General features: G+C 54.9%; 25 protein-coding genes and 1 other annotated feature. Of the genes, 9 read left to right on the top strand and 16 right to left on the bottom strand.

Annotated elements, in window-relative coordinates:
• Positions 1 to 278 precede the first annotated feature (278 nt).
• From F3J31_RS09970 to thrS, 12 genes are all read right to left on the bottom strand, one after another.
• Positions 279 to 743: an NlpC/P60 family protein gene (locus F3J31_RS09970; RefSeq protein WP_008500650.1), complete on the bottom strand. Its 465-nt coding sequence runs from the start codon at positions 741 to 743 to the stop codon at positions 279 to 281.
• 74 nt (positions 744 to 817) lie between these two features.
• A complete protein-coding gene (btuD, locus tag F3J31_RS09965; RefSeq protein WP_167212809.1) occupies positions 818 to 1,573 on the bottom strand; it encodes a vitamin B12 ABC transporter ATP-binding protein BtuD in 756 nt (251 codons plus the stop codon).
• Positions 1,573 to 2,124 (bottom strand): glutathione peroxidase, encoded by a 552-nt coding sequence (locus tag F3J31_RS09960; RefSeq protein ID WP_167212807.1) that lies wholly within the window; start codon positions 2,122 to 2,124, stop codon positions 1,573 to 1,575. Before F3J31_RS09960 ends, btuD begins: the two co-directional genes overlap by 1 nt.
• 22 nt (positions 2,125 to 2,146) lie before the next feature.
• Positions 2,147 to 3,127: a vitamin B12 ABC transporter permease BtuC gene (gene btuC, locus F3J31_RS09955; RefSeq protein ID WP_167212804.1), complete on the bottom strand. Its 981-nt coding sequence runs from the start codon at positions 3,125 to 3,127 to the stop codon at positions 2,147 to 2,149.
• A gap of 103 nt (positions 3,128 to 3,230) precedes the next feature.
• Positions 3,231 to 3,530 carry an integration host factor subunit alpha gene (ihfA, locus tag F3J31_RS09950; protein WP_003857805.1) on the bottom strand — a complete coding sequence of 100 codons (300 nt, stop codon included), beginning with the start codon at positions 3,528 to 3,530 and terminating at the stop codon, positions 3,231 to 3,233.
• Between the two features lie 4 nt (positions 3,531 to 3,534).
• Positions 3,535 to 5,922 carry a phenylalanine--tRNA ligase subunit beta gene (gene pheT, locus F3J31_RS09945; protein WP_045910263.1) on the bottom strand — a complete coding sequence of 796 codons (2,388 nt, stop codon included), beginning with the start codon at positions 5,920 to 5,922 and terminating at the stop codon, positions 3,535 to 3,537.
• 15 nt (positions 5,923 to 5,937) lie between these two features.
• Complete coding sequence (pheS, locus tag F3J31_RS09940) at positions 5,938 to 6,921, bottom strand: phenylalanine--tRNA ligase subunit alpha (RefSeq protein WP_021241084.1); 984 nt, start codon at positions 6,919 to 6,921, stop codon at positions 5,938 to 5,940.
• 62 nt (positions 6,922 to 6,983) lie between these two features.
• Positions 6,984 to 7,108 (bottom strand) — a sequence feature (Phe leader region).
• Positions 7,059 to 7,103 carry a pheST operon leader peptide PheM gene (pheM, locus tag F3J31_RS09935; RefSeq protein WP_001386830.1) on the bottom strand — a complete coding sequence of 15 codons (45 nt, stop codon included), beginning with the start codon at positions 7,101 to 7,103 and terminating at the stop codon, positions 7,059 to 7,061. Its footprint overlaps the feature before it by 45 nt.
• Positions 7,109 to 7,225: 117 nt before the next feature.
• The gene (rplT, locus tag F3J31_RS09930) at positions 7,226 to 7,582 is read right to left on the bottom strand and encodes a 50S ribosomal protein L20 (RefSeq protein ID WP_000124850.1); all 357 of its coding nucleotides are present in this window, start codon (positions 7,580 to 7,582) and stop codon (positions 7,226 to 7,228) included.
• A 49-nt stretch (positions 7,583 to 7,631) separates the two neighbouring features.
• Positions 7,632 to 7,829, bottom strand: coding sequence for a 50S ribosomal protein L35 (gene rpmI / locus F3J31_RS09925; protein WP_001124225.1), 198 nt, complete (start codon positions 7,827 to 7,829; stop codon positions 7,632 to 7,634).
• A gap of 97 nt (positions 7,830 to 7,926) precedes the next feature.
• The gene (gene infC, locus F3J31_RS09920) at positions 7,927 to 8,469 is read right to left on the bottom strand and encodes a translation initiation factor IF-3 (RefSeq protein WP_023616141.1); all 543 of its coding nucleotides are present in this window, start codon (positions 8,467 to 8,469) and stop codon (positions 7,927 to 7,929) included.
• Positions 8,470 to 8,472: 3 nt separating this feature from the next.
• Positions 8,473 to 10,401, bottom strand: coding sequence for a threonine--tRNA ligase (gene thrS, locus F3J31_RS09915; protein WP_008500657.1), 1,929 nt, complete (start codon positions 10,399 to 10,401; stop codon positions 8,473 to 8,475).
• A 324-nt stretch (positions 10,402 to 10,725) separates the two neighbouring features.
• On the opposite strand from thrS, the gene yncL reads away from it, so the two are divergent.
• On the top strand, positions 10,726 to 10,818 hold the full coding sequence (gene yncL, locus F3J31_RS09910; protein WP_021241082.1) for a stress response membrane protein YncL: 93 nt from the start codon (positions 10,726 to 10,728) through the stop codon (positions 10,816 to 10,818).
• A gap of 98 nt (positions 10,819 to 10,916) precedes the next feature.
• Positions 10,917 to 11,024 carry a small membrane protein YniD gene (gene yniD / locus F3J31_RS09905; protein ID WP_008500658.1) on the top strand — a complete coding sequence of 36 codons (108 nt, stop codon included), beginning with the start codon at positions 10,917 to 10,919 and terminating at the stop codon, positions 11,022 to 11,024.
• An 80-nt stretch (positions 11,025 to 11,104) separates the two neighbouring features.
• Here yniD and F3J31_RS09900 read toward each other — a convergent pair whose 3' ends face one another.
• On the bottom strand, positions 11,105 to 11,863 hold the full coding sequence (locus F3J31_RS09900; RefSeq protein ID WP_021241081.1) for a YdiY family protein: 759 nt from the start codon (positions 11,861 to 11,863) through the stop codon (positions 11,105 to 11,107).
• Between the two features lie 295 nt (positions 11,864 to 12,158).
• Here F3J31_RS09900 and pfkB point away from each other — a divergent pair, with 295 nt between their 5' ends.
• The 3 genes from pfkB (at position 12,159) to F3J31_RS09885 (ending at position 14,454) form a co-directional block, all read left to right on the top strand.
• Positions 12,159 to 13,091 carry a 6-phosphofructokinase II gene (gene pfkB / locus F3J31_RS09895; RefSeq protein ID WP_045336121.1) on the top strand — a complete coding sequence of 311 codons (933 nt, stop codon included), beginning with the start codon at positions 12,159 to 12,161 and terminating at the stop codon, positions 13,089 to 13,091.
• A 106-nt stretch (positions 13,092 to 13,197) separates the two neighbouring features.
• Positions 13,198 to 13,488, top strand: coding sequence for a type V toxin-antitoxin system endoribonuclease antitoxin GhoS (gene ghoS, locus F3J31_RS09890; RefSeq protein WP_008500661.1), 291 nt, complete (start codon positions 13,198 to 13,200; stop codon positions 13,486 to 13,488).
• Positions 13,489 to 13,593: 105 nt separating this feature from the next.
• On the top strand, positions 13,594 to 14,454 hold the full coding sequence (locus tag F3J31_RS09885) for a fructosamine kinase family protein (RefSeq protein ID WP_008500662.1): 861 nt from the start codon (positions 13,594 to 13,596) through the stop codon (positions 14,452 to 14,454).
• 36 nt (positions 14,455 to 14,490) lie between these two features.
• Here the strand turns inward: F3J31_RS09885 and F3J31_RS09880 are convergent, their stop codons facing one another.
• A complete protein-coding gene (locus F3J31_RS09880; protein WP_008500663.1) occupies positions 14,491 to 15,027 on the bottom strand; it encodes a YniB family protein in 537 nt (178 codons plus the stop codon).
• Positions 15,028 to 15,175: 148 nt separating this feature from the next.
• Between F3J31_RS09880 and hxpB the strand changes: the two genes are divergently transcribed.
• The 3 genes from hxpB (at position 15,176) to F3J31_RS09865 (ending at position 18,058) form a co-directional block, all read left to right on the top strand.
• Positions 15,176 to 15,847, top strand: coding sequence for a hexitol phosphatase HxpB (gene hxpB / locus F3J31_RS09875; protein ID WP_048027532.1), 672 nt, complete (start codon positions 15,176 to 15,178; stop codon positions 15,845 to 15,847).
• A 101-nt stretch (positions 15,848 to 15,948) separates the two neighbouring features.
• Positions 15,949 to 16,539, top strand: a complete 591-nt coding sequence (locus F3J31_RS09870) for a metal-dependent hydrolase (RefSeq protein WP_032644865.1) — start codon at positions 15,949 to 15,951, stop codon at positions 16,537 to 16,539.
• Between the two features lie 127 nt (positions 16,540 to 16,666).
• The gene (locus F3J31_RS09865) at positions 16,667 to 18,058 is read left to right on the top strand and encodes an L-cystine transporter (RefSeq protein WP_045336125.1); all 1,392 of its coding nucleotides are present in this window, start codon (positions 16,667 to 16,669) and stop codon (positions 18,056 to 18,058) included.
• 48 nt (positions 18,059 to 18,106) lie between these two features.
• On the opposite strand, the gene cedA is transcribed toward F3J31_RS09865, so the two are convergent.
• Positions 18,107 to 18,382, bottom strand: coding sequence for a cell division activator CedA (gene cedA / locus F3J31_RS09860; RefSeq protein ID WP_258526576.1), 276 nt, complete (start codon positions 18,380 to 18,382; stop codon positions 18,107 to 18,109).
• 167 nt (positions 18,383 to 18,549) lie between these two features.
• Here cedA and katE point away from each other — a divergent pair, with 167 nt between their 5' ends.
• Entirely contained in the window at positions 18,550 to 20,799 is a 2,250-nt protein-coding gene (gene katE / locus F3J31_RS09855; RefSeq protein ID WP_167212802.1) for a catalase HPII, read from the top strand.
• 88 nt (positions 20,800 to 20,887) lie between these two features.
• Here the strand turns inward: katE and chbG are convergent, their stop codons facing one another.
• Complete coding sequence (gene chbG, locus F3J31_RS09850; protein WP_167212800.1) at positions 20,888 to 21,637, bottom strand: chitin disaccharide deacetylase; 750 nt, start codon at positions 21,635 to 21,637, stop codon at positions 20,888 to 20,890.
• Positions 21,638 to 21,645: the final 8 nt, after the last annotated feature.

Below are 21,645 nucleotides of genomic sequence, written 5' to 3'. Positions count from 1 at the left end.
TAAAGATGAGAGAGGACATCCTGGAGCAATTGCCGACACAATTCCACTGTCTTGATTTTAATAAGATTAATTTCATTAGTTCCGTATTAATTTTCAGATTTATCCCTGAATCTAAAATAATCTTATCCTGGTTGCAGAATAATAGCCAGTTTTAGATAAAACAGACACATGCGGGATTCGCTAATTTTAGATAAATTTAACTTTAATCATCTTATTTGAGAAAAAACGGCATGTTTTATTCGTTTCCATGCCGTCATAAGAGAGGTATACGACGAAGACTATATACGTCGTGCCTGCCAGAAATTTTTACGCCAGTAGACATTATCCAGGGAAGAGCGCATCACGCCACGGCTGGTTGACGCGTGAATGAACTGGTTGTCAGTGTCATAAATGCCCACATGAAGACCGCTTTCCCCCGATCCGGTTTTGAAGAAAACCAGGTCCCCGGGCAGAAGATCGTCTTTATCAATTTCCGTGCCGATTTCTGCCTGTTTGCGCGTTTCGCGCGGCAGCTGTAAATCAAACTTGTCGCGGAAGGTCATCAGAACGAAGCCGGAGCAATCCACACCGCCACGGCTCATACCGCCGTAGCGATAAGGCGTGCCGCGCCAGTTGCTCAGCTGATCGTTGAGGCTGGCGATGACGGTGATCGAATCTGAAAGCCGTGGGTTAGGCGGCGGTGCACGATGGCTACTGCATCCCGCAAGAAAAAGTGCGGCCATCAGGAGAAACCAGAATCGCATTTTCAGACGAATCCTCTGCTTTTTTTGTTCTTTTCGTAATTTAGCGTGCAACTGTACTCACAGGCAAGAAACGCTTACTCCTGCCCGGTCGAAATCAGCATCTTATGGCCCTCGATATCCAGCCTGCGGAACGACATGTTGTACGCGCGGGCAAGATTGGGCGGCGTCAGAACCTGATCCCGCGTACCGCTGGCGATCATCTTCCCCTTCGCCAGCAGCCACACCCGGTGGGCATGTCGCAAGGTGTGGTTGAGGTCATGGCTGCTCATCACCACGGCGATGCCTTTTCGGCTCAGCGCGCTTAGCAGCGTATCCAGGGCCGCCTGCTGCGCCACATCCAGACCGCTCATCGGTTCATCGAGAAGCAGCATCCGACCATGCGGGTTACCGGCCGGGTGGATCTGGACGATGACAGCCGCCAGACGTACCCGCTGCCATTCGCCGCCGGATAGCTGGCTGACATGCCGGGAGAGTTTATCTTCCAGCCCCAGCGCCGCGGCCACGTCCGCCAGCAGCGCCGTACGGTGTTTGTCGTGCAAATGCAGCATCAGATACTGCCAGACCGGCATCGCAAAGGGCGGCACCTGCTGCTGCACGAGATAGCTGCGCCGATGCGCCAGTGAGACCGGCGACCAGTCGGCCAGCGTATGCTCGAGCAACGTTATCTGCCCTTCTCCGGCAGTCATACCCGCCATCCGTGCCAGCAGCGTGCTCTTTCCGGCGCCGTTTGGCCCGACAAGATGCAGGATTTCTCCCGCATTGACGGTGCCGGTTATCGCCTCCAGACGTCCCTTCTCGGCAACGTCCGTGAGCTGCATCAGCAGCGACATTATTTCGCCAGCGCCAGCTTGATAGATTCCATGACGATCGGATCTTCAGGGGTCATATCCGGTGAAAAACGCTGAACGACCTGGCCGTCGCGACCAATCAGGAATTTTTCGAAGTTCCAGAGTATATCGTCCGGGTAAAGCGGCGCGCGGCCTTTGCTGGCCATGCGTTCATAAAAACCGCTGCCTTCCGGCGCAACGGCTTTCGGTGCGGCAGCGATCAGCTTCGCATACAGCGGATGGCGGCCTTCCCCGTTGACATCGATTTTGCTGAACAGCGGGAACGTCACGCCGTAAGTGGTGCTGCAGAAGGTTTTAATCTCCTCTTCGCTGCCCGGCTCCTGGCCCAGGAACTGGTTGCAGGGGAAGCCCAGTACGGTGAAACCGTCTTTTTCCCAGGCCTTCTGAATGTTTTCCAGCTGCTCGTACTGCGGCGTCAGGCCGCATTTGGATGCCACGTTGACGATCAGCAACACGTTGCCTTTGTAGCCTTCCAGCGTGGTTTTATTGCCATCAATGGTGGTCACTTCAGTATTCAGGATATCTGACTGCATAGCATTTCCTCAGGTTGTCGATTTAACGTCCAGCTTTTAATAGTAGCCAGATAAAGACCGGCGCGCCCAGCGTGGCGGTCACCACGCCGATGGGCAACTCTGCAGCCGTCAGGGCAAGCCGGGCGATGATGTCAGCTACCAGCAGCGTGACGGCCCCGGCAACCGCCGAGGCCGGAAGCAAGGTTCGATGGTCCGTGAGGCCGCACAGACGAAGCATGTGCGGGATCACCAGGCCAATAAAGCCAATCGCGCCCGCCAGGGCCACGCTGACGCCGACCAGCCAGCCAATGGCGATCACCAGCACATTACGCCAGAACCCAATCGGCATGCCCAGCTGGCGGGCTGAGGTTTCACCCAGCGCGAGCATATTCAGCGGCTGCGCCTGCAGGGCAGCCCACACGATGACCGGCACCAGCAGCGCCATCAGCCAGCCCTGCTGCCAGTCGACGCCGCCAAAGCCGCCCATCATCCAGTACATGAGCTGCCGCAGGTCAAAGGAGGTCGAGAAGTAGACCGCCCAGGTCATCAGCGCGCTACAGATGATCCCCAGCGCCACGCCGGCAAGCAGCAGACGGCTGGTCGATAAATGCCGTCTGGCAAAACGAAGCAGGATGAGCGTTATCAGTAATGCACCGAGAATCGCGCTCAGGCTAATACGCCATCCTGAGAGTTCGCCTCCGCCCAGCATTACCGCCGCAATCAGCCCCACGCCCGCACCGTTGGACACGCCGAGCAGCCCGGGCTCCGCCAGGGGATTCTCAAACAATGCCTGCATTATGGTGCCGCACAGCGCCAGCGCGGCGCCCACCAGCATCACCGCGACGGTACGCGGCAGACGAATTTGCCAGACGAAGAGCTGTCCGTCAGGCCCCCACCAGCTTTCGGGCCCTATCCATCGGTCACCGGCGCAGAGGCTAACGCCTGCGGCAACAATGAGCAGCAGCGCCAGCAAAAGCAGGCGACGCCGATCGGAACGGTGCTGGTGATGGGCATAATCAAGCATGTGTACGGTTTTAGTAGCGTGAGATGTAATTGATTTTACGGCGGGTTTACCAAAGAGCGCAAAGAAAAAAGGCCGCGTGGGCGGCCTTTTTAGTTAGTTCATATTACTCTGCTTTGGGCGTTGCGTTTTCGACACGGCTTTTTAACTTCTGGCCGGGTCTGAAGGTCACCACGCGGCGGGCTGTAATGGGAATATCTTCCCCCGTCTTCGGGTTGCGGCCCGGACGTTGGTTTTTGTCGCGCAAATCAAAATTGCCAAAACCGGAGAGTTTTACCTGCTCACCATTTTCCAGAGCACGACGGATCTCTTCGAAAAACAGCTCTACCAGCTCTTTGGCATCCCGTTTGCTAAGCCCAAGCTTATCAAACAGATATTCTGACATTTCAGCTTTTGTAAGCGCCATAGGTTCAATCCCTCAATGATGCCTGGAATCGCTCTTTTAATGCCTCTACACATTTGGCGACGGTAGCGGCAATCTCCTCTTCTTCGAGTGTACGGCTGGTATCCTGAAGGATCAGGCTGATAGCCAGGCTCTTAAAGCCCTCTGCTACGCCCTTGCCGCGGTACACGTCAAATAAGTTTACGCCAACTACCTGATTTACGCCAACTTTCTTACATTCGGCCAAAATATCTGCTGCGGGCACATTTTCCGCGACCACAACCGCGATATCACGGCGGTTTGCCGGGAAGCGGGAGACGTCCTGAGCCTGAGGAATCACGCGGTCTGCCACCAGGTTCCATTCCAGCTCGAACACGATGGTACGGCCGTTCAGGTCCAGTTTACGCTCCAGCTCAGGGTGAACAACCCCAATAAAACCAATGCGTTTGCCGTCTAAATAGAGGGCAGCACTCTGGCCCGGATGCAGGGCCGGGATGGCTTCTGCGCGGAATTCAATTTCAGATAATTTACCGGTCAGATCCAGAATCGCTTCCAGATCGCCCTTCATATCGTAGAAATCAACCGTGCCTTTTGCCAGGTCCCAGTGTTCTTCATAGCGGTTACCGCTGATGGCGCCAGCCAGCATGAGATCCTGACGGATGCCTAAATTTGCCTGATTATCCGGTACAAAGCGCAAACCGCTTTCGAAAATTCGCACGCGGTTTTGCTGGCGATTCTGGTTATAAACGATAGTGCCCAGCAGGCCCGTCCACAGGGACAGACGCATCGCGGACATTTCGCTGGAGATTGGGCTTGGCAGGATCAGCGCTTCCTGACCCGGGTGGATCAGCTGCTGCAGTTTTGGATCAACAAAGCTGTAGGTGATCACTTCCTGGTAGCCTTTGTCGTTCAGCATGGTTTTCACACGCTTCAGGGACAGGTCGGCTTCACGGTGGGTGCCCATCACCAGACCGGCCTGTACAGGCTCGTCAGGGATGTTGTTGTAGCCATAAACACGGGCCACTTCTTCCACCAGATCTTCTTCAATTTCCATGTCGAAACGCCATGATGGCGCAACGGCTTTCCACTCGTCCTGGCCTTCGGTCACTTCACAGCCCAGACGCTTCAGGATATCGGTCACCTGCGCATCGGCAACATGGTGCCCAATGAGACGATCCAGCTTGCTGCGGCGCAGAGTGATGGTCGCACGCTTCGGCAGCGTGGCTTCGTTGGTGACGTCGATCACCGGGCCCGCTTCGCCCCCGCAGATGTCGATCAGCAGGCGGGTGGCACGCTCCATTGCTTTGTACTGCAGCGCCGGGTCAACGCCACGCTCGTAGCGATGAGACGCATCGGTGTGCAGACCATGACGGCGTGCGCGACCGGTGATAGAGAGCGGGCTGAAGAACGCGCACTCCAGCAGCACGTTTTGGGTTTCGTCGTTGACGCCCGAATGCTCGCCACCGAAGATACCGCCCATTGCCAGCGCTTTGCTGTGGTCAGCAATCACCAGGGTGTCGGCGTTCAGTTTCGCTTCGCTGCCGTCCAGCAGAACCAGGGTTTCACCCTCTTTCGCCATGCGCACCACAATACCGCCTTCGATACGATCTTTATCGAACGCGTGCATTGGCTGGCCCAGCTCCAGCAGAACGTAGTTGGTCACGTCGACCACGGCGTCGATAGAGCGGATACCGCAGCGGCGCAGCTTCTCTTTCATCCACAGCGGGGTTGGCGCCTTAACGTTGATGCCTTTCACCACGCGACCGAGGTAGCGCGGGCAAGCATCCGCAGCGTCAACCTGAATAGGCAGCACGTCACTGATGGTCGCTTCAACCGGCGCAATGTCCGGCGCGTTCAGTTCGGTCTGGTTCAGCACAGCAACGTCGCGCGCCACGCCGATGATCCCTAAGCAGTCGGCACGGTTTGGCGTGACGCTGATTTCGATGGTGTTGTCATCAAGCTTCAGGTACTCACGGATATCGGTGCCGATTGGCGCATCCAGCGGCAGCTCAATGATGCCGTTGTGATCGTCGGAAATACCCAGCTCGGAGAAGGAACACAGCATGCCTTCAGACGGCTCGCCGCGCAGCTTAGCCGCTTTGATTTTGAAATCGCCCGGCAGTACCGCACCGACGGTCGCCACGGCCACTTTCAGCCCCTGACGGCAGTTTGGCGCACCGCAGACGATATCCAGCAGACGGTCACCGCCTACGTTTACTTTTGTTACGCGCAGTTTGTCCGCGTTAGGATGCTGGCCGCACTCCACCACTTCGCCGACGACCACGCCGTTGAATGCGCCGGAAACCGGCTCAACGCCGTCCACTTCCAGACCTGCCATGGTGATCTGGTTAGAAAGCGCGTCGCTGTCAAGCGTGGTGTTCACCCACTCGCGTAACCACAGTTCACTGAATTTCATTGTTCTGTCCTGCCCTTATTTAAACTGTTTGAGGAAACGCAGATCGTTTTCGAAGAATGCACGTAAGTCGGTCACGCCGTAGCGCAGCATGGTCAGACGCTCCATGCCCATACCAAAGGCAAAGCCGGAGTAAACTTCCGGATCGATACCCACGTTGCGCAGTACGTTTGGATGCACCATGCCGCAGCCCAGCACTTCCAGCCATTTGCCGTTTTTGCCCATCACGTCAACTTCCGCAGACGGTTCGGTGAACGGGAAGTAGGACGGACGGAAACGAACCTGCAGATCTTCCTCAAAGAAGTTGTTCAGGAAATCGTGCAGCGTGCCCTTCAGGTTGGTGAAGCTGATGTTTTTATCAACAATCAGGCCTTCCATCTGGTGGAACATTGGGGTGTGGGTCTGATCGTAGTCGTTACGATAGACGCGGCCCGGCGCGATAATACGGATTGGCGGTGCCTGATCCTTCATGGTGCGGATCTGAACGCCGGAGGTCTGGGTACGCAGCAGACGCGTCGCGTCGAACCAGAAAGTGTCGTGGTCAGCGCGTGCCGGATGATGGCCAGGAATGTTCAGAGCATCGAAGTTGTGGTAATCATCTTCGATTTCCGGGCCAGTCGCCACGGTAAAGCCGAGCTCACCGAAGAAACTTTCAATGCGATCGATGGTACGGGTAACCGGGTGCAGACCGCCGTTCTCGATGCGGCGACCCGGCAGAGAGACGTCGATCGTCTCTGCGGCCAGACGCGCATTCAGCACCGCGCTTTCCAGCTCGGCTTTGCGTGCGTTCAGCGCCTGCTGTACCTGCTCTTTGGCTTCGTTAATCACCGCCCCCGCTGCCGGGCGTTCTTCTGGCGGCAGCTCACGCAGGGTTGTCATTTGAAGGGTCAAGTGCCCTTTCTTCCCAAGATATTCGACGCGGACATTGTCTAACGCGGCAACATCTGAGGCCTGATTAATGGCGGCTGTTGCACTGGCAACCAGCTCTGCGAGATGTGACATGATTTTCCTCATTATGTCGGTGCAGACACCGATTTGGTGGAGTTATTCTCTCAAATTCAGGCACAAAAAAAGCCTCCATCGGGAGGCTTATCTGGCGCTGTTTTTCGTTTCATCTTTCACGCGCTAGCCTCCTGAAGTCAGGTGCTAAAGTAAAAGAAGAAGCGGAAAATAGCAGCATTCATGCTTGCGTTACCTTGTTGGGTAAAAACCGTTGAGACCTTATTGAAAAGCCTGCACGGGTAAATGTCAATCTTCTTACAGGGTTATATGAAAAGAGGGAGCCAGGCCCCCTCTCTCAACTGGCTTATGCCAGTGCTGCTTTCGCTTTTTCGACCAGAGCGGTGAACGCTACTTTGTCGAATACTGCGATGTCAGCCAGGATCTTACGGTCGATTTCAACAGAGGCTTTTTTCAGGCCGTTGATGAATTTGCTGTAAGAAATACCGTTCTGACGTGCTGCTGCGTTGATACGCGCAATCCACAGTTGACGGAACTGACGCTTACGCTGACGACGGTCACGGTAAGCGTACTGACCAGCTTTGATAACAGCCTGGAAGGCAACGCGGTATACGCGTGAACGCGCACCGTAGTAGCCTTTAGCTTGTTTCAAAATTTTCTTGTGACGTGCACGTGCAATTACACCACGTTTTACGCGAGCCATGTGTGCTCTCCTGTATCTATTCTAAGTTAAAAAAGTTAAACGAAACGACTTATGCGTACGGCAGGCACGCGATGACCAGGCCCAGATCGCCTTTAGAAACCATGGCTTTTGGACGCAGGTGACGTTTACGCTTGGTAGCTTTCTTAGTCAGAATGTGACGCAGGTTAGCGTGCTTGTGCTTAAAACCACCTTTACCGGTTTTTTTGAAGCGCTTAGCAGCACCGCGTACGGTCTTAATTTTTGGCATTTTAATAACTTCCACTTCGCATTGTTAAATAAACGAAACATAGGCGAACAAAACCTATGAAACCCGAAGGCTCCACAGATTTTGCTGCTTGAAGGCCTTACTGTTTCTTCTTAGGAGCGAGCACCATGATCATCTGGCGGCCTTCGATCTTCGTAGGGAAGGATTCGACTACTGCCAGTTCACTCAGATCGTCACGGACGCGGTTAAGCACTTCCATACCGATCTGTTGGTGGGCCATCTCACGACCGCGGAAACGCAGTGTGATCTTGGCCTTATCGCCATCTTCCAGAAAGCGAATCAGGCTGCGGAGTTTTACCTGATAATCGCCATCGTCGGTACCAGGACGGAATTTGATTTCCTTAACCTGGATAACTTTTTGCTTCTTCTTCTGTTCCTTAGAAGACTTACTCTTTTCATAAAGGAACTTGCCGTAGTCCATGATACGACAAACTGGCGGTTCGGCGTTAGGGCTGATTTCAACTAAATCTACTCCAGCTTCTTCAGCCTTTTCGATTGCTTCTCTCAGACTCACAATCCCCAGCTGCTCGCCTTCCAGACCTGTTAAGCGAACTTCCTGGGCGCGAATCTCGCCATTGATACGATTCGGACGTGCCGTTTGAACTCGTTTTCCGCCTTTAATACCTTATTCCTCCAGTTGTTGAAGACTGCGGCTGCGAATCTCTTGTTGCAGCTTCTCAATCACTTCACTTACGTCCAGGCTGCCCAGGTCTTTACCACGGCGGGTGCGAACGGCAACTTTGCCTGCTTCCACCTCTTTATCACCACAGACCAACATATACGGGACACGACGTAAAGTGTGCTCGCGGATTTTAAAGCCAATCTTCTCATTTCTCAAGTCTGCTTTTACGCGAATGCCCGCATTTTGTAGTTTCTGCGTCAATTCTTTAACGTAATCTGCCTGAGAATCGGTAATGTTCATCACCACCACCTGCACCGGCGCAAGCCAGGTTGGGAAGAAGCCGGCGAACTCTTCGGTCAGGATGCCGATGAAGCGCTCCAGAGAACCGAGAATGGCACGGTGAATCATTACCGGCACCTGACGCTCGTTGTCTTCGCCTACATAAGAGGCGCTTAAACGCTGCGGCAGGGAGAAGTCCAGCTGTACAGTACCGCACTGCCATGCGCGATCGAGGCAGTCATACAGGGTAAATTCAATTTTCGGACCGTAGAATGCGCCCTCGCCCAGCTGGTATTCGAACGGAATGCCGTTCTCTTCCAGCGCCACGGCGAGATCCGCTTCTGCGCGATCCCAGGTCTCATCGCTACCGATACGTTTTTCCGGACGCGTTGAGAGTTTGACCACGATCTTCTCGAAGCCAAAGGTGCTGTACATATCGTAGACCATACGAATACAGGCGTTAACTTCGTCACGAACCTGATCTTCGGTACAGAAGATATGCGCATCATCCTGCGTAAAGCCACGCACACGCATCAGACCGTGCAGCGCACCTGATGGCTCGTTACGGTGGCAGCTACCGAACTCCGCCATACGCAGCGGCAGGTCGCGGTAGGATTTCAGACCCTGGTTGAAGATCTGAACGTGTCCCGGGCAGTTCATTGGCTTGATGCAGTATTCACGGTTCTCAGACGAGGTGGTGAACATCGCATCCTTGTAGTTGTCCCAGTGGCCGGTTTTTTCCCACAGCACACGGTCCATCATGAACGGGCCTTTCACTTCCTGATACTGGTACTCTTTCAGCTTGGAGCGTACGAAAGTTTCCAGTTCACGGAAGATGGTCCAGCCGTCGTTATGCCAGAACACCATACCCGGCGCTTCTTCCTGCATGTGGTACAGGTCAAGCTGCTTACCGATTTTACGGTGGTCACGCTTCGCCGCCTCTTCCAGGCGCAGCAGGTAGGCGTTCAGGGCTTTTTTATCGGCCCACGCGGTACCATAGATACGCTGCAACATCTTGTTGTTGCTGTCGCCACGCCAGTAGGCGCCAGCGATCTTCATCAGCTTAAAGTGATGACAGAAGCGCATGTTCGGCACGTGCGGTCCACGGCACATGTCGACGTATTCTTCGTGATGGTACAAGCCAGGCTTGTCATCATGCGAAATGTTTTCGTCAAGAATCGAGACCTTATAGCTCTCGCCACGCTTCACGAAGGTTTCACGCGCTTCGTGCCAGCTGACTTTCTTCTTGATGACGTCATAGTTTGTTTCGGCGAGCTCGTGCATACGTTTTTCGAGCGCGTCGATATCTTCCTGAGTCAGGGTGTGGTCAAGGTCAACGTCGTAGTAGAAACCATTATCGATAACCGGACCGATCGCCATTTTGGTATTTGGCCACAGCTGTTTGATGGCATGGCCTAACAGGTGCGCGCAGGAGTGACGAATGATCTCCAGACCTTCTTCATCTTTTGCGGTGATGATCGCAAGCGTCGCATCGTTTTCGATCAGATCGGAGGCATCTACCAGCTCACCGTTAACGCGGCCGGCGATAGTCGCTTTCGCGAGACCAGGACCGATGTCCAGGGCAACATCCATTGGGCTAACAGCACGGTCGAAATGGCGTTGGCTGCCATCAGGAAGAGTAATTACAGGCATTTTATATCCTTATTTGCAGTGATGCCCCACACATAAGAGCATATACAAAGAAAATAATCGTGATTTGACAATAGATTACGACACCATCTGACCAACAATCGTCAAATTGGTTCGTCATCATTCACCTGCCGGAAAATCAGACAACGCCGGATATACGGCAAGCCTTGCAATGTTAACACTAACAAAAGGGAGATTGCACCCTCTGCTGGCAGATTGATGTGCTGGCACTTTCGCATGAATTTGCAGGTCGCATAATCCCGGTGCTCGCATTTCAAAGATGCTGGGCTAATCTTGAACAGGTCTTTAAACCCAAAGGTGCATACTATGAACGTATCCAGTAGAACGGTTGTGATTTTAAACATCCTTTCCGCCACAGGTTTATTGTTGATTCTCGCCGAACGATTCCACTGGTTCTGAGCCGAACCCTGCGCTGGCATAACCCAATCGTTCCTGAGTAGGGGCATATTTCGGCCCTGTTTGGTAGACTGTGGGTATCAACGAACAAGGATTAGGTTATGCCAACAAAACGATTTGCCGTAAAACACTGGAAAATGGTGCTGGTGCTGATCGCCATCTGCGGCGCAATGCTGTTACTCCGTTGGGCGGCAATGATTTGGGGTTAGGGGCGAATACAGCTCATCAGAAGGGACATCACAAGACCAGACAGAATAAACGGGCCGACATGATCATCGGCCCGTCTTCATTACATTCTATAACCCAGTGAAACCGTGGTTCTGCGGTCGGTATGATCCGGTGCAGATTCGGGTGGTGAAGAGTTCCAGGTCACGTTGTAGGCGACTTTCAGACCAAAGTGTTCGTTAATGGCCACGTTCAGCGCCGTCTCAGAGTTCAGCGTCGTATCGTCGGCACCAAATACAGAAACACCCTGGGTAAATTTGGTGTTGTCAGTCATCTGCCAGGCATAGGTGCCGGAAGCGTAACCGAGCGGTTGGGTTTTGGTATCGCCATTGGTGTACTCGTCATAACGCACACCCGGACCGAATTCAAAACGGAGGCTGTGTACCGGACCGTTCAGGAACTGACGACCATAACCCGCGGTGAACACGTCACGCTGGCGATAACCATTGTAACGGTCGGTTAACCAGCTTGCCTGACCAAACAGGTAATCATAGTCGGTCATGTTGTAACGGCTACGTCCGCCAACCGCATATTTCTCGGAAGAACGTTCGTCATTAGCGGACGTATTGCTGGCATTACCCCACAGAGACCAGGCGGTGGTATTACCGTACCAGGTAAGCGTACTGTCCGCCGTCAGAGAAGAGCTTTTCGTGTTACCGGATTGTGCCAGGTACCCTGCGTTCAGGTTACCTTCAAACGGTTTTTTCGCGGTGGAGGGATCGTCCATGACAGTAAAAACGGAATCATCGGCGGTCGCGTTCATAGCCGCAAACACGCCACCCGCCAGCATCAGTGCAGCGGGAACTGTCTTTAAAAGCTTCATTTTATTAAGGAGTCCGTACAACAAAAAAAGAGACCACACGGTCCCGGAATCTTTCTTGAGGATCAATGACAAGGCGTCCAGAGAAAGGTAACAAATTATAAAAAGCCGCAAATAACATAGCAATGTTTTCTTATTTCATTTTTTGAATAAGAACGATCCCAAAAAGCGTTTTATTTTATATATCTCCGGTCTTACTTTTATTCAGTATTCATATTTAAAATCATACTGTTATTTACGTTGCCTTCCTGACAAATGGTGCCAGACTAAAAGGAACCCATGCTAAAAGGAGGTAATGATGGTTTCTATCTACACCCTGACGCTCTCCCCTTCCCTTGATTCCGCCACCCTGACGCCGCAGATTTACCCGGAAGGTAAATTGCGCTGTAGCGCCCCGGTCTTTGAGCCCGGCGGTGGCGGTATCAACGTGGCGCGCGCCATTACTCACCTCGGCGGTAAGGCCACGGCCATTTTTCCCGCAGGCGGTGCCACCGGCGAACACCTGGTCTCTCTGCTGGCAGATGAACAGGTTGCCGTAGAGACCGTCGAGGCGAAAGACTGGACGCGGCAAAACCTGCATGTCCACGTTGAATCCAGCGGCGAGCAGTACCGGTTTGTCATGCCGGGCGCGAAACTCACCGATGACGAGTTTCGTCAGCTTGAAGAGAAAGTACTGACCATTGAAAGCGGCGCGCTGCTGGTGGTAAGCGGCAGCCTGCCACCCGGCGTCAGCACGGAAAAATTAACCGCACTTATTCAGGCGGCGCAGCAACGCGGTATCCGCTGCATCGTTGACAGCAGCGGCGAGGCCCTGCAGGCGGCCTTAGTGCCGGGCAATCTTGAACTGGTCAAACCCAACCAGAAAGAGCTAAGTGCGCTGGTCAACCGCGACTTGACGCAGCCTGACGATGTGCGCACCGCCGCGCAGGAGTTGGTGCGCAGCGGCAAAGCGCGGCGCGTGGTGGTTTCCCTTGGTCCGCAGGGGGCACTGGCCGTCGATGAAACGTCGTCCGTTCAGGTTGTCCCACCGCCAATGAAGAGCCAGAGCACGGTTGGCGCGGGTGACAGCATGGTGGGCGCGATGACGCTTAAGCTGGCGCAGGGCGCGTCACTGCTGGAGATGACGCGCTACGGCGTGGCGGCGGGTAGCGCCGCTACCATCAACCAGGGCACGCGTCTCTGTTCGCTGGCCGATACGCAAAAAATCGTCGATTACCTGTCCCGAAATTAACCCCTGTTCCCCTTCATCCTTATGGAGGGGAATGTCATCACCGAGTCGCCAAACGCAAACTATCGACTATGCTAAGAAAACTTCCATGATAACAATGAGGTGAATTATGAGCAGTGGTGACATCACCCGCTACGTCGTAACCGTGAACCTTCATGAAGCATCGCTGACCGAGCTGAATGAGCTCAACAACGCCTTCACCCGGGCTAATTTTCTCCTCACGCTCACGGATGACGAGGGCAATATTCATGATTTAGGCACCCTGGCATTTGGTCTGATCGGTGCCCTGAATAAAGAAGAGGTTCATGCGCTGGCCGCCAGTCTGGTGGAAAGTGTGACCGACAAGCCAGCCGAAATTGACGTCGACACCTGGGAAAGCTGGCAGAAAAAAGAACAATAAGTGCCCTGTATGAAATTAAACCGCTCAGGTGTGCGTTAGTTCGTATTTTTTTACCGCAATAATGCGCTAACTTTATGATCTGGCAGACAACATGGGAGAGTCAACATGTGGCAGGCTATCAGTCATCTTTTAAGTGAGCAGCTGGGTGAAGGTGAAATTGAACTGCGTAACGAACTGCCAGGCGGAGAGATCCACGCCGCGTGGCATTTACGCTACGCAGGGCGCGATCTCTTCGTAAAATGCGATGAACGTGAACTGCTTCCGATATTTACCGCCGAAGCCGATCAGCTTGAACTGTTGTCGCGCAGTAAAACGGTGACGGTCCCGCAGGTGCTGGCCGTCGGTAGCGACCGCGATTACAGTTTTCTGGTCATGGAATATCTCCCCGCCCGTCCGCTGGATGCCCATAACGCTTTCATTCTTGGCCAGCAGCTAGCACGCCTCCATCAGTGGAGCGACCAGCCGCAGTTTGGTCTCGATTTTGACAATGACCTCTCCACCACGCCACAGCCCAATGCCTGGCAGCGCCGCTGGTCGACCTTTTTTGCCGAGCAGCGTATTGGCTGGCAGCTCGAGCTTGCCGCCGAGAAAGGGCTGGAATTTGGCAATATAGACGCCATCGTCGAGCACGTGCAGCAGCGTCTGGCCTCCCACCAGCCTCAGGCGTCTCTGCTCCACGGTGATTTGTGGTCCGATAACTGCGCGCTGGGGCCCAACGGCCCCTATATCTTCGACCCGGCCTGCTACTGGGGTGACCGAGAGTGCGACCTTGCCATGCTGCCGCTGCACCCTGAACAACCGCCGCAGATATACGACGGGTATCAGTCGGTTTCGCCCCTGCCGCCCGGCTTCCTCGACCGTCAACCGGTGTACCAGCTTTATACGCTGATGAACCGCGCCATACTTTTTGGTGGGGAACACCTGGTTAACGCACAGCGGGCGCTGGAGCGCATGCTTGCCGCCTGAGACGCGAACGGGTGGCCTTGCCGCCACCCGTATCGGTTACAGAAAACCGAGCAGTGAGAAGAAGAAGTATCCTGCCACAATGATAATTACGGGAAGGATATAGAGCGGGAAGATTTGCAGGAAAATAGTGTGGCGCGGCACAACAATGCGGGATTCAATCTGCTCCCGGCTCATGCCTTCCGGGCCTTTGGCCTGCTCCAGAATGAGCTGGTCCTCAACGCCCTCGCGTAAAAAGCGCGTCTGACGGCTCATTCGTGCGCCAGAGGCCTGCAGCGCCAGCGCAACAAAGATCAGGGCGTATATCACCCAAAAGCCGATATTCAGCTGATGCTGAAAATCCGGGGTCGGTGAGTTAAACCAGAAGACATTCAAGAATGGCGTATTAAAACGCATCATCTCAATCATCACATGCGCAAAATCAAGCATAACCGCATTGATACCCGGCTGTTTTTCGCTGTGATCGTACATAAATTTGAGTACAGAAATCAGCGTAGAAATGACGGCAGGAATAAAAATCACCCAGCCAGCAATACGTTTTAAGACCGCAATGCGTCCAGCTTGTTGATACGTCATCAGTTCCTCTTCATAAAGACGCGTTATTTGTGCCTAAGTCTACCTGCTGGTCATCAATTTCGCCCGCTCTTTAAAAGCAATATGCTAAATTGCAGAGTGTGCTTAGCACTTATCGTCTGTCGAACACCCTGGATAAGGAGACGTTGTGATGTCGACACCGCGCCAAATTCTTGCCGCAATTTTTGACATGGATGGATTACTGATCGATTCCGAACCGTTGTGGGATCGCGCTGAACTGGACGTCATGGCCAGCCTGGGCGTGGATATCAGCCGCCGTAATGAACTTCCCGATACGCTGGGCCTGCGCATCGATATGGTGGTTGACCTGTGGTATGCCCAACAGCCGTGGGCTGGACCAGGTCGTGATGAAGTGACCGCGCGCATTATCAGCCGCGCCATTTCGCTGGTAGAAGAGAGCAAGCCGCTGCTGCCCGGCGTACGTGAGGCGGTCGCGCTGTGTAAAGCCCAGGGACTGAAGGTCGGCCTGGCCTCGGCTTCACCGCTGCATATGCTGGAAAAAGTGCTCATCATGTTTGAACTGCGCGACAGTTTCGACGCGCTTGCCTCCGCTGAGAAATTGCCTTACAGCAAGCCGCACCCGCAGGTCTATCTGGACTGTGCCGCTAAGCTCGGTCTGGATCCCCTCAACTGCGTTGCGCTGGAAGATTCCGTTAACGGCATGGTGGCCTCTAAAGCCGCGCGGATGCGCTCCATTGTGGTGCCTGCGGAAGAAGGCCGACACGATCCCCGGTTCGCGCTTGCCGATGTGAAGCTACATTCACTGGCAGAACTGACGGCGCGCCATCTGCAGGGCGGTTAACGCCCTCCTCCGGTTTGTGACAAACAGTTACACCGTCACCTCTTCCGCCTACTGTATAAAAACCCTATACTGTATGAATTGACAGTTTTGTGGGTTTTATCATGACGGCGGAAGGCCACCTGCTTTTTTCTATCGCGTGCGCAGTATTTGCCAAAAACGCTGAACTCACCCCCGTGCTGGCACAGGGGGACTGGTGGCATATCGTCCCTTCCGCCGTATTGACCTGTCTGCTGCCCGACATCGACCACCCCAAGTCGTTCCTCGGACAGCGCCTGAAGTGGGTATCGAAACCCATCGCCCGCGCGTTCGGCCACCGGGGGTTTACGCACAGCCTGCTGGCCGTGTTTGGCCTGCTGACGCTTTTCTATTTAAAAGTGCCCGAAAGCTGGATCGTCCCCGGTGATGCCATTCAGGGGATGGTGCTGGGATATTTAAGCCATATTCTGGCCGATATGCTGACGCCCGCGGGCGTACCGCTGCTGTGGCCCTGCCGCTGGCGCTTCCGTTTTCCCATCCTCGCACCGCAGAAAGGGAACCAGCTGGAGCGCGTCTTGTGCATGGCGCTGTTTGCTTACGCCGTCTGGATGCCGCAAACGTTGCCCGAAAACAGTGCAGTCCGCTGGTCTTCCCAGATGATTAATTCGCTGCAATTTCAGTTCAATCGCTTTATTCATCACCAGATTGAACAGTAAACCAACAAAATTATCCCATTTGTCATAACCCATTCCATTTGGATATAAGCGCTACATCACACTTCTGCTAACCTTCCGCCAACAGGATCGGTAAAAACCGACCCGATAATAAATCAGGAGAACGGGGATGAATTTTCCACTCATCGCGAACGTCGTTGTGTTCGCTGTATTGCTATTGCTTCTCGCGCAGGCGCGCCACAAACAGTGGAGCCTGGCGAAAAAGGTGCTGGTTGGTCTGGCCATGGGTGTCGTATTTGGTCTGGCATTACAGGCAATTTATGGCTCCGATAATCCAGTTCTGAAAGATTCCATTCAGTGGTTCAACATTGTCGGTAACGGCTATGTCCAGCTGCTGCAGATGATCGTTATGCCACTGGTGTTCGCCTCTATTCTGAGCGCCGTTGCCCGCCTGCATAACGCGACCCAGTTGGGAAAAATCAGTTTCCTGACCATCGGCACGCTGCTGTTCACCACGCTGATTGCCGCGCTGGTGGGTGTGCTGGTCACTAACCTGTTTGGCCTGACTGCAGAAGGTCTGGTTCAGGGTACCGCTGAAACGGCGCGTCTGACCGCGATTCAGACCAACTACGTTGGGAAAGTGGCTGACCTGACCGTGCCGCAGATGGTGCTCTCCTTCATTCCGAAGAACCCGTTTGCTGACCTGACCGGTGCGAGCCCAACCTCGATCATCAGCGTGGTTATTTTCGCCGCGTTCCTGGGCGTAGCGGCGCTGAAGTTGCTGAAAGACGATGCGCCAAAAGGCGAACGCGTGCTGACCGCAATTGACACCCTGCAAAGCTGGGTGATGAAGCTGGTCCGTCTGGTCATGCAGCTCACCCCTTACGGCGTGCTGGCGCTGATGACCAAAGTGGTTGCCGGTTCTAACCTGCAGGACATCATTAAGCTGGGCAGCTTCGTTGTCGCCTCGTATCTCGGCCTGGGCATTATGTTCGTGGTGCACGGCATCCTGCTGGGCGTGAACGGCGTCAGCCCGCTGAAATACTTCCGTAAGGTCTGGCCGGTGCTGACCTTTGCCTTCACCAGCCGTTCCAGCGCCGCGTCTATCCCGCTGAACGTTGAAGCGCAAACCCGTCGTCTGGGCGTGCCTGAATCTATCGCCAGCTTCTCTGCCTCCTTTGGTGCCACCATCGGTCAGAACGGCTGTGCGGGTCTGTACCCGGCGATGCTGGCGGTAATGGTTGCTCCTACAGTCGGCATCAACCCGCTGGATCCGGTCTGGATCGCCACGCTGGTCGGGATTGTCACCGTAAGCTCCGCAGGCGTTGCGGGTGTTGGCGGCGGCGCAACCTTCGCCGCGCTGATTGTGCTGCCTGCGCTGGGTCTGCCCGTGACGCTGGTCGCCCTGCTGATCTCCGTTGAGCCGCTGATCGACATGGGTCGTACCGCGCTGAACGTGAGCGGCTCCATGACCGCCGGTACGCTGACCAGCCAGTGGCTGAAGCAGACCGACAAAGCGATTCTGGAAAGTGAAGACGACGCCGAGCTGGCGCACCGCTAAACACGTTAGAAATAAAAAAACCGCCTGATGGCGGTTTTTTTATGGCTGTTATTCTTCAACCTCTTCATCCTGGCGGATCTGCATCGCCCACCGCTGTGCGGACTCCGGCACCGTAAAGGTGGGAGAGCGACGGAAATGCTCGCCGACCAGCACAAAGGCCACGTATTTCCCCCGTAACTGCCACACATCGCGAAAGCCCTCCACTTTCAGGGCATGGTCTGGCGGCGCGGGCTCAACGCGGGGCACATAGCTAATAACCTGGCGGTTTTGTTGACGAAGAGGTTTCATAAGCAACGGATTCACTAAAGCAAATTCTTGAAGCAGGAAAATTCTATGATAGCCGATCCTGCTGCCTTCCGTCGCGCTCCGAGTGGGTGAGAAGGCTCCTTTCGCTAATCACGGCATATGAAAACTCTTAGTTCGCGAACCATGTCGCGACATTGTTCTATCCTTAATAGGGTTTTTAGCAATGGATAAAGGAGAAGCGTGCAATGTCGAACAAAGATAAAACACATCAATCACCCATTCATGGCACTGAAGAATCTCAACCGGGTATGGACTCTCTCGCCCCTGCTGACGGCTCTCACCGCCCCTCCCCTGGTCCCTCCGCACCGGGCGAACAGCCTACCGCACCGGGAAGCATGAAATCGCCGGACACGGGAAACGAGAAGCTGAAATCTCTTGAACCACACCGAAAAGGCGGTGAAGGTTTCGCGCTCACGACCAATCAGGGCGTACGCATTGCTGACGATCAAAACTCCCTTCGCGCAGGCGCGCGCGGGCCAACCCTGCTGGAAGACTTTATCCTGCGGGAAAAAATCACCCATTTTGACCACGAGCGGATACCAGAACGCATCGTCCACGCGCGCGGTTCCGCTGCGCACGGCTACTTTCAGCCCTACAAGAGCCTGAAAGCGATCACCAAAGCGGATTTCCTCTCCGACCCGGATAAAATCACCCCGGTCTTTGTGCGTTTCTCCACCGTGCAGGGCGGCGCGGGGTCGGCAGATACCGTCCGGGATATCCGCGGCTTTGCCACCAAGTTTTATACCGAAGAGGGTATTTTCGATCTGGTCGGCAATAACACGCCGGTGTTTTTCATTCAGGACGCGCATAAATTTCCTGACTTTGTCCATGCGGTAAAACCGGAGCCCCACTGGGCCATACCGCAGGGACAAAGTGCGCACGACACCTTCTGGGACTATGTTTCCCTGCAGCCTGAAACCTTACACAACGTGATGTGGGCGATGTCAGACCGCGGGATTCCGCGCAGCTACCGCACCATGGAAGGGTTTGGCATCCATACCTTCCGTTTGATCAATGCCGAGGGGAAAGCCACGTTTGTCCGCTTCCACTGGAAGCCTGTCGCGGGTAAAGCCTCGCTGGTGTGGGACGAGGCGCAGAAGCTGACCGGGCGCGATCCGGACTTCCATCGCCGCGAGCTGTGGGAATCCATTGAAGCGGGCGACTTCCCGGAATACGAGCTTGGCCTGCAGCTCATACCGGAAGAAGACGAATTTAAGTTCGATTTCGACCTTCTGGACCCGACGAAGCTGATTCCGGAAGAGCTGGTGCCGGTGCAGCTGGTGGGTAAAATGGTGCTTAACCGTAACCCGGATAACTTCTTTGCCGAAAACGAGCAGGCCGCGTTCCACCCGGGGCATATCGTGCCGGGGCTGGACTTCACCAACGATCCGCTCCTGCAGGGACGCCTGTTCTCCTATACCGATACGCAGATTAGCCGACTCGGCGGGCCGAACTTCCACGAAATTCCGATTAACCGCCCAACCTGCCCGTATCACAACTTCCAGCGCGACGGGATGCACCGTCAGGATATTGATACCAACCCGGCAAACTATGAGCCGAACTCCATCAACGATAACTGGCCGCGTGAAACACCTCCCGGACCGAAACGCGGTGGATTCGAATCGTATCAGGAGCGTATCGATGGCAATAAAATTCGCGAGCGCAGCCCCTCGTTCGGTGAGTATTACGCCCATCCTCGCCTGTTCTGGAACAGCCAGACGCCGATCGAGCAACAGCACATCATCGGCGGTTTCAGCTTCGAGCTGAGTAAAGTGGTGCGCACCTACATCCGCGAGCGCGTGGTCGATCATCTGGCGCATATTGATGTTCAGCTTGCCCAGAGTGTCGCGGACAACCTGGGCATTACGCTGACCGACGAGCAGCGTAACCTTGCTCCGCCGAAAGAGGTTAACGGCGTGAAGAAAGATCCGTCGCTGAGCCTGTATGCGGTGCCGGGCGGCTCGATTAAAGGCCGCGTGGTGGCCATTCTGCTGAACGACAAAACCCGCGCCAGCGACGTGCTGGGGATTATGCAGGCGCTGAAAACCCAGGGCGTACATGCCAAACTGCTCTATTCCCGCATGGGTGAAGTGACGGCCGACGATGGTTCTGTGCTGCCGGTCGCGGCGACCTTTGCCGGTGCGCCATCACTGACCGTCGATGCGGTGATCGTGCCGTGCGGGGATATTGCCAGCCTGCTGACCAACGGCGACGCCGTCTATTATCTGCTGGAAGCCTATAAGCACCTGAAGCCGATCGCGCTGTCCGGCGACGCGCGACAGTTCAAAGCGCAGCTGAAGGTGGCCGATCAGGGTGAGGACGGGATTGTCGAGGGAGATAACGTTGACGATGCCTTTATGACGAAGCTGTTTGATTTGCTCGCCGCGCACCGTGTCTGGTCGCGAAGCAGCAAGATCGATCAGATTCCGGCGTAAAAAAAGCCGGGTGGCGCTTGCGCTTACCCGGCTTACATTCGATTGGTTTTGTAGGCCCGGTAAGGCGAAGCCGCCACCGGGCTTTATCTCAAAGATCCCCAAACGTCCCCAACCGATACCCGCGCTCGGCAATCGCGTATTTCAGCGACGGCGACGTCAGCACATCCAGCTCCGCCAGACGCGGCCAGCAGTAGGCGCTTTTACGCACGGTGTTATCGACAAAGGCAGGATGTGCCATGACCTCCAGCGACCGTTCACCCCGCGCGGCGGAATCATCCAGCACCTTCAGGAACAGCGCGTCGTCAATCTCGTCGCCGTAAAACGCGCTGCTGAACCCCTCAGTGGATGTAACGGTGCAGTCCGGCAATCCGTGCACCTCGCGATCCACGCGCATCGCCACGCCTTTGCGCTGTGCAAACCCGGCGACAAGCGGGAAAATCGCCGGGATCATATGCACGTGGTGATGGCTGTCGATATGCGTCGGCGTCTGACCAAACACATCAACGAAGCGGTTGAACTGACACTCCAGCTCGCGGGCAATCTCTTCGAGCGGCAGAGCCCCCTGCTCCGCCAGTTCCCAAATCCATTTACCCAGCTGGCCATCGCGCGTCAGGCCCGGCATTGGCGAAAGCGGCATCCCGAGCGTCAGCACAAAATGCATGCCGACGCCCAGCTCCGGCACTTCGCGGCTCAGCTGCGCCGCGTGTTCAACCGCCTCACCATTGACCAGCGCCGTTGTAGAGGTCACAACCCCCCGGCGACAGGCTTCAATAATGCCGTAGTTCTGGCCTTTAGAGAGGCCAAAATCATCAGCATTAACGATCAGCAGGTTTTCCATTGTGCGTC

This window comes from Enterobacter sp. Acro-832, assembly GCF_011752745.1.
GTDB lineage: Bacteria > Pseudomonadota > Gammaproteobacteria > Enterobacterales > Enterobacteriaceae > Enterobacter > Enterobacter quasiroggenkampii.
This window is presented reverse-complemented; position numbering and strand designations above follow the sequence as displayed.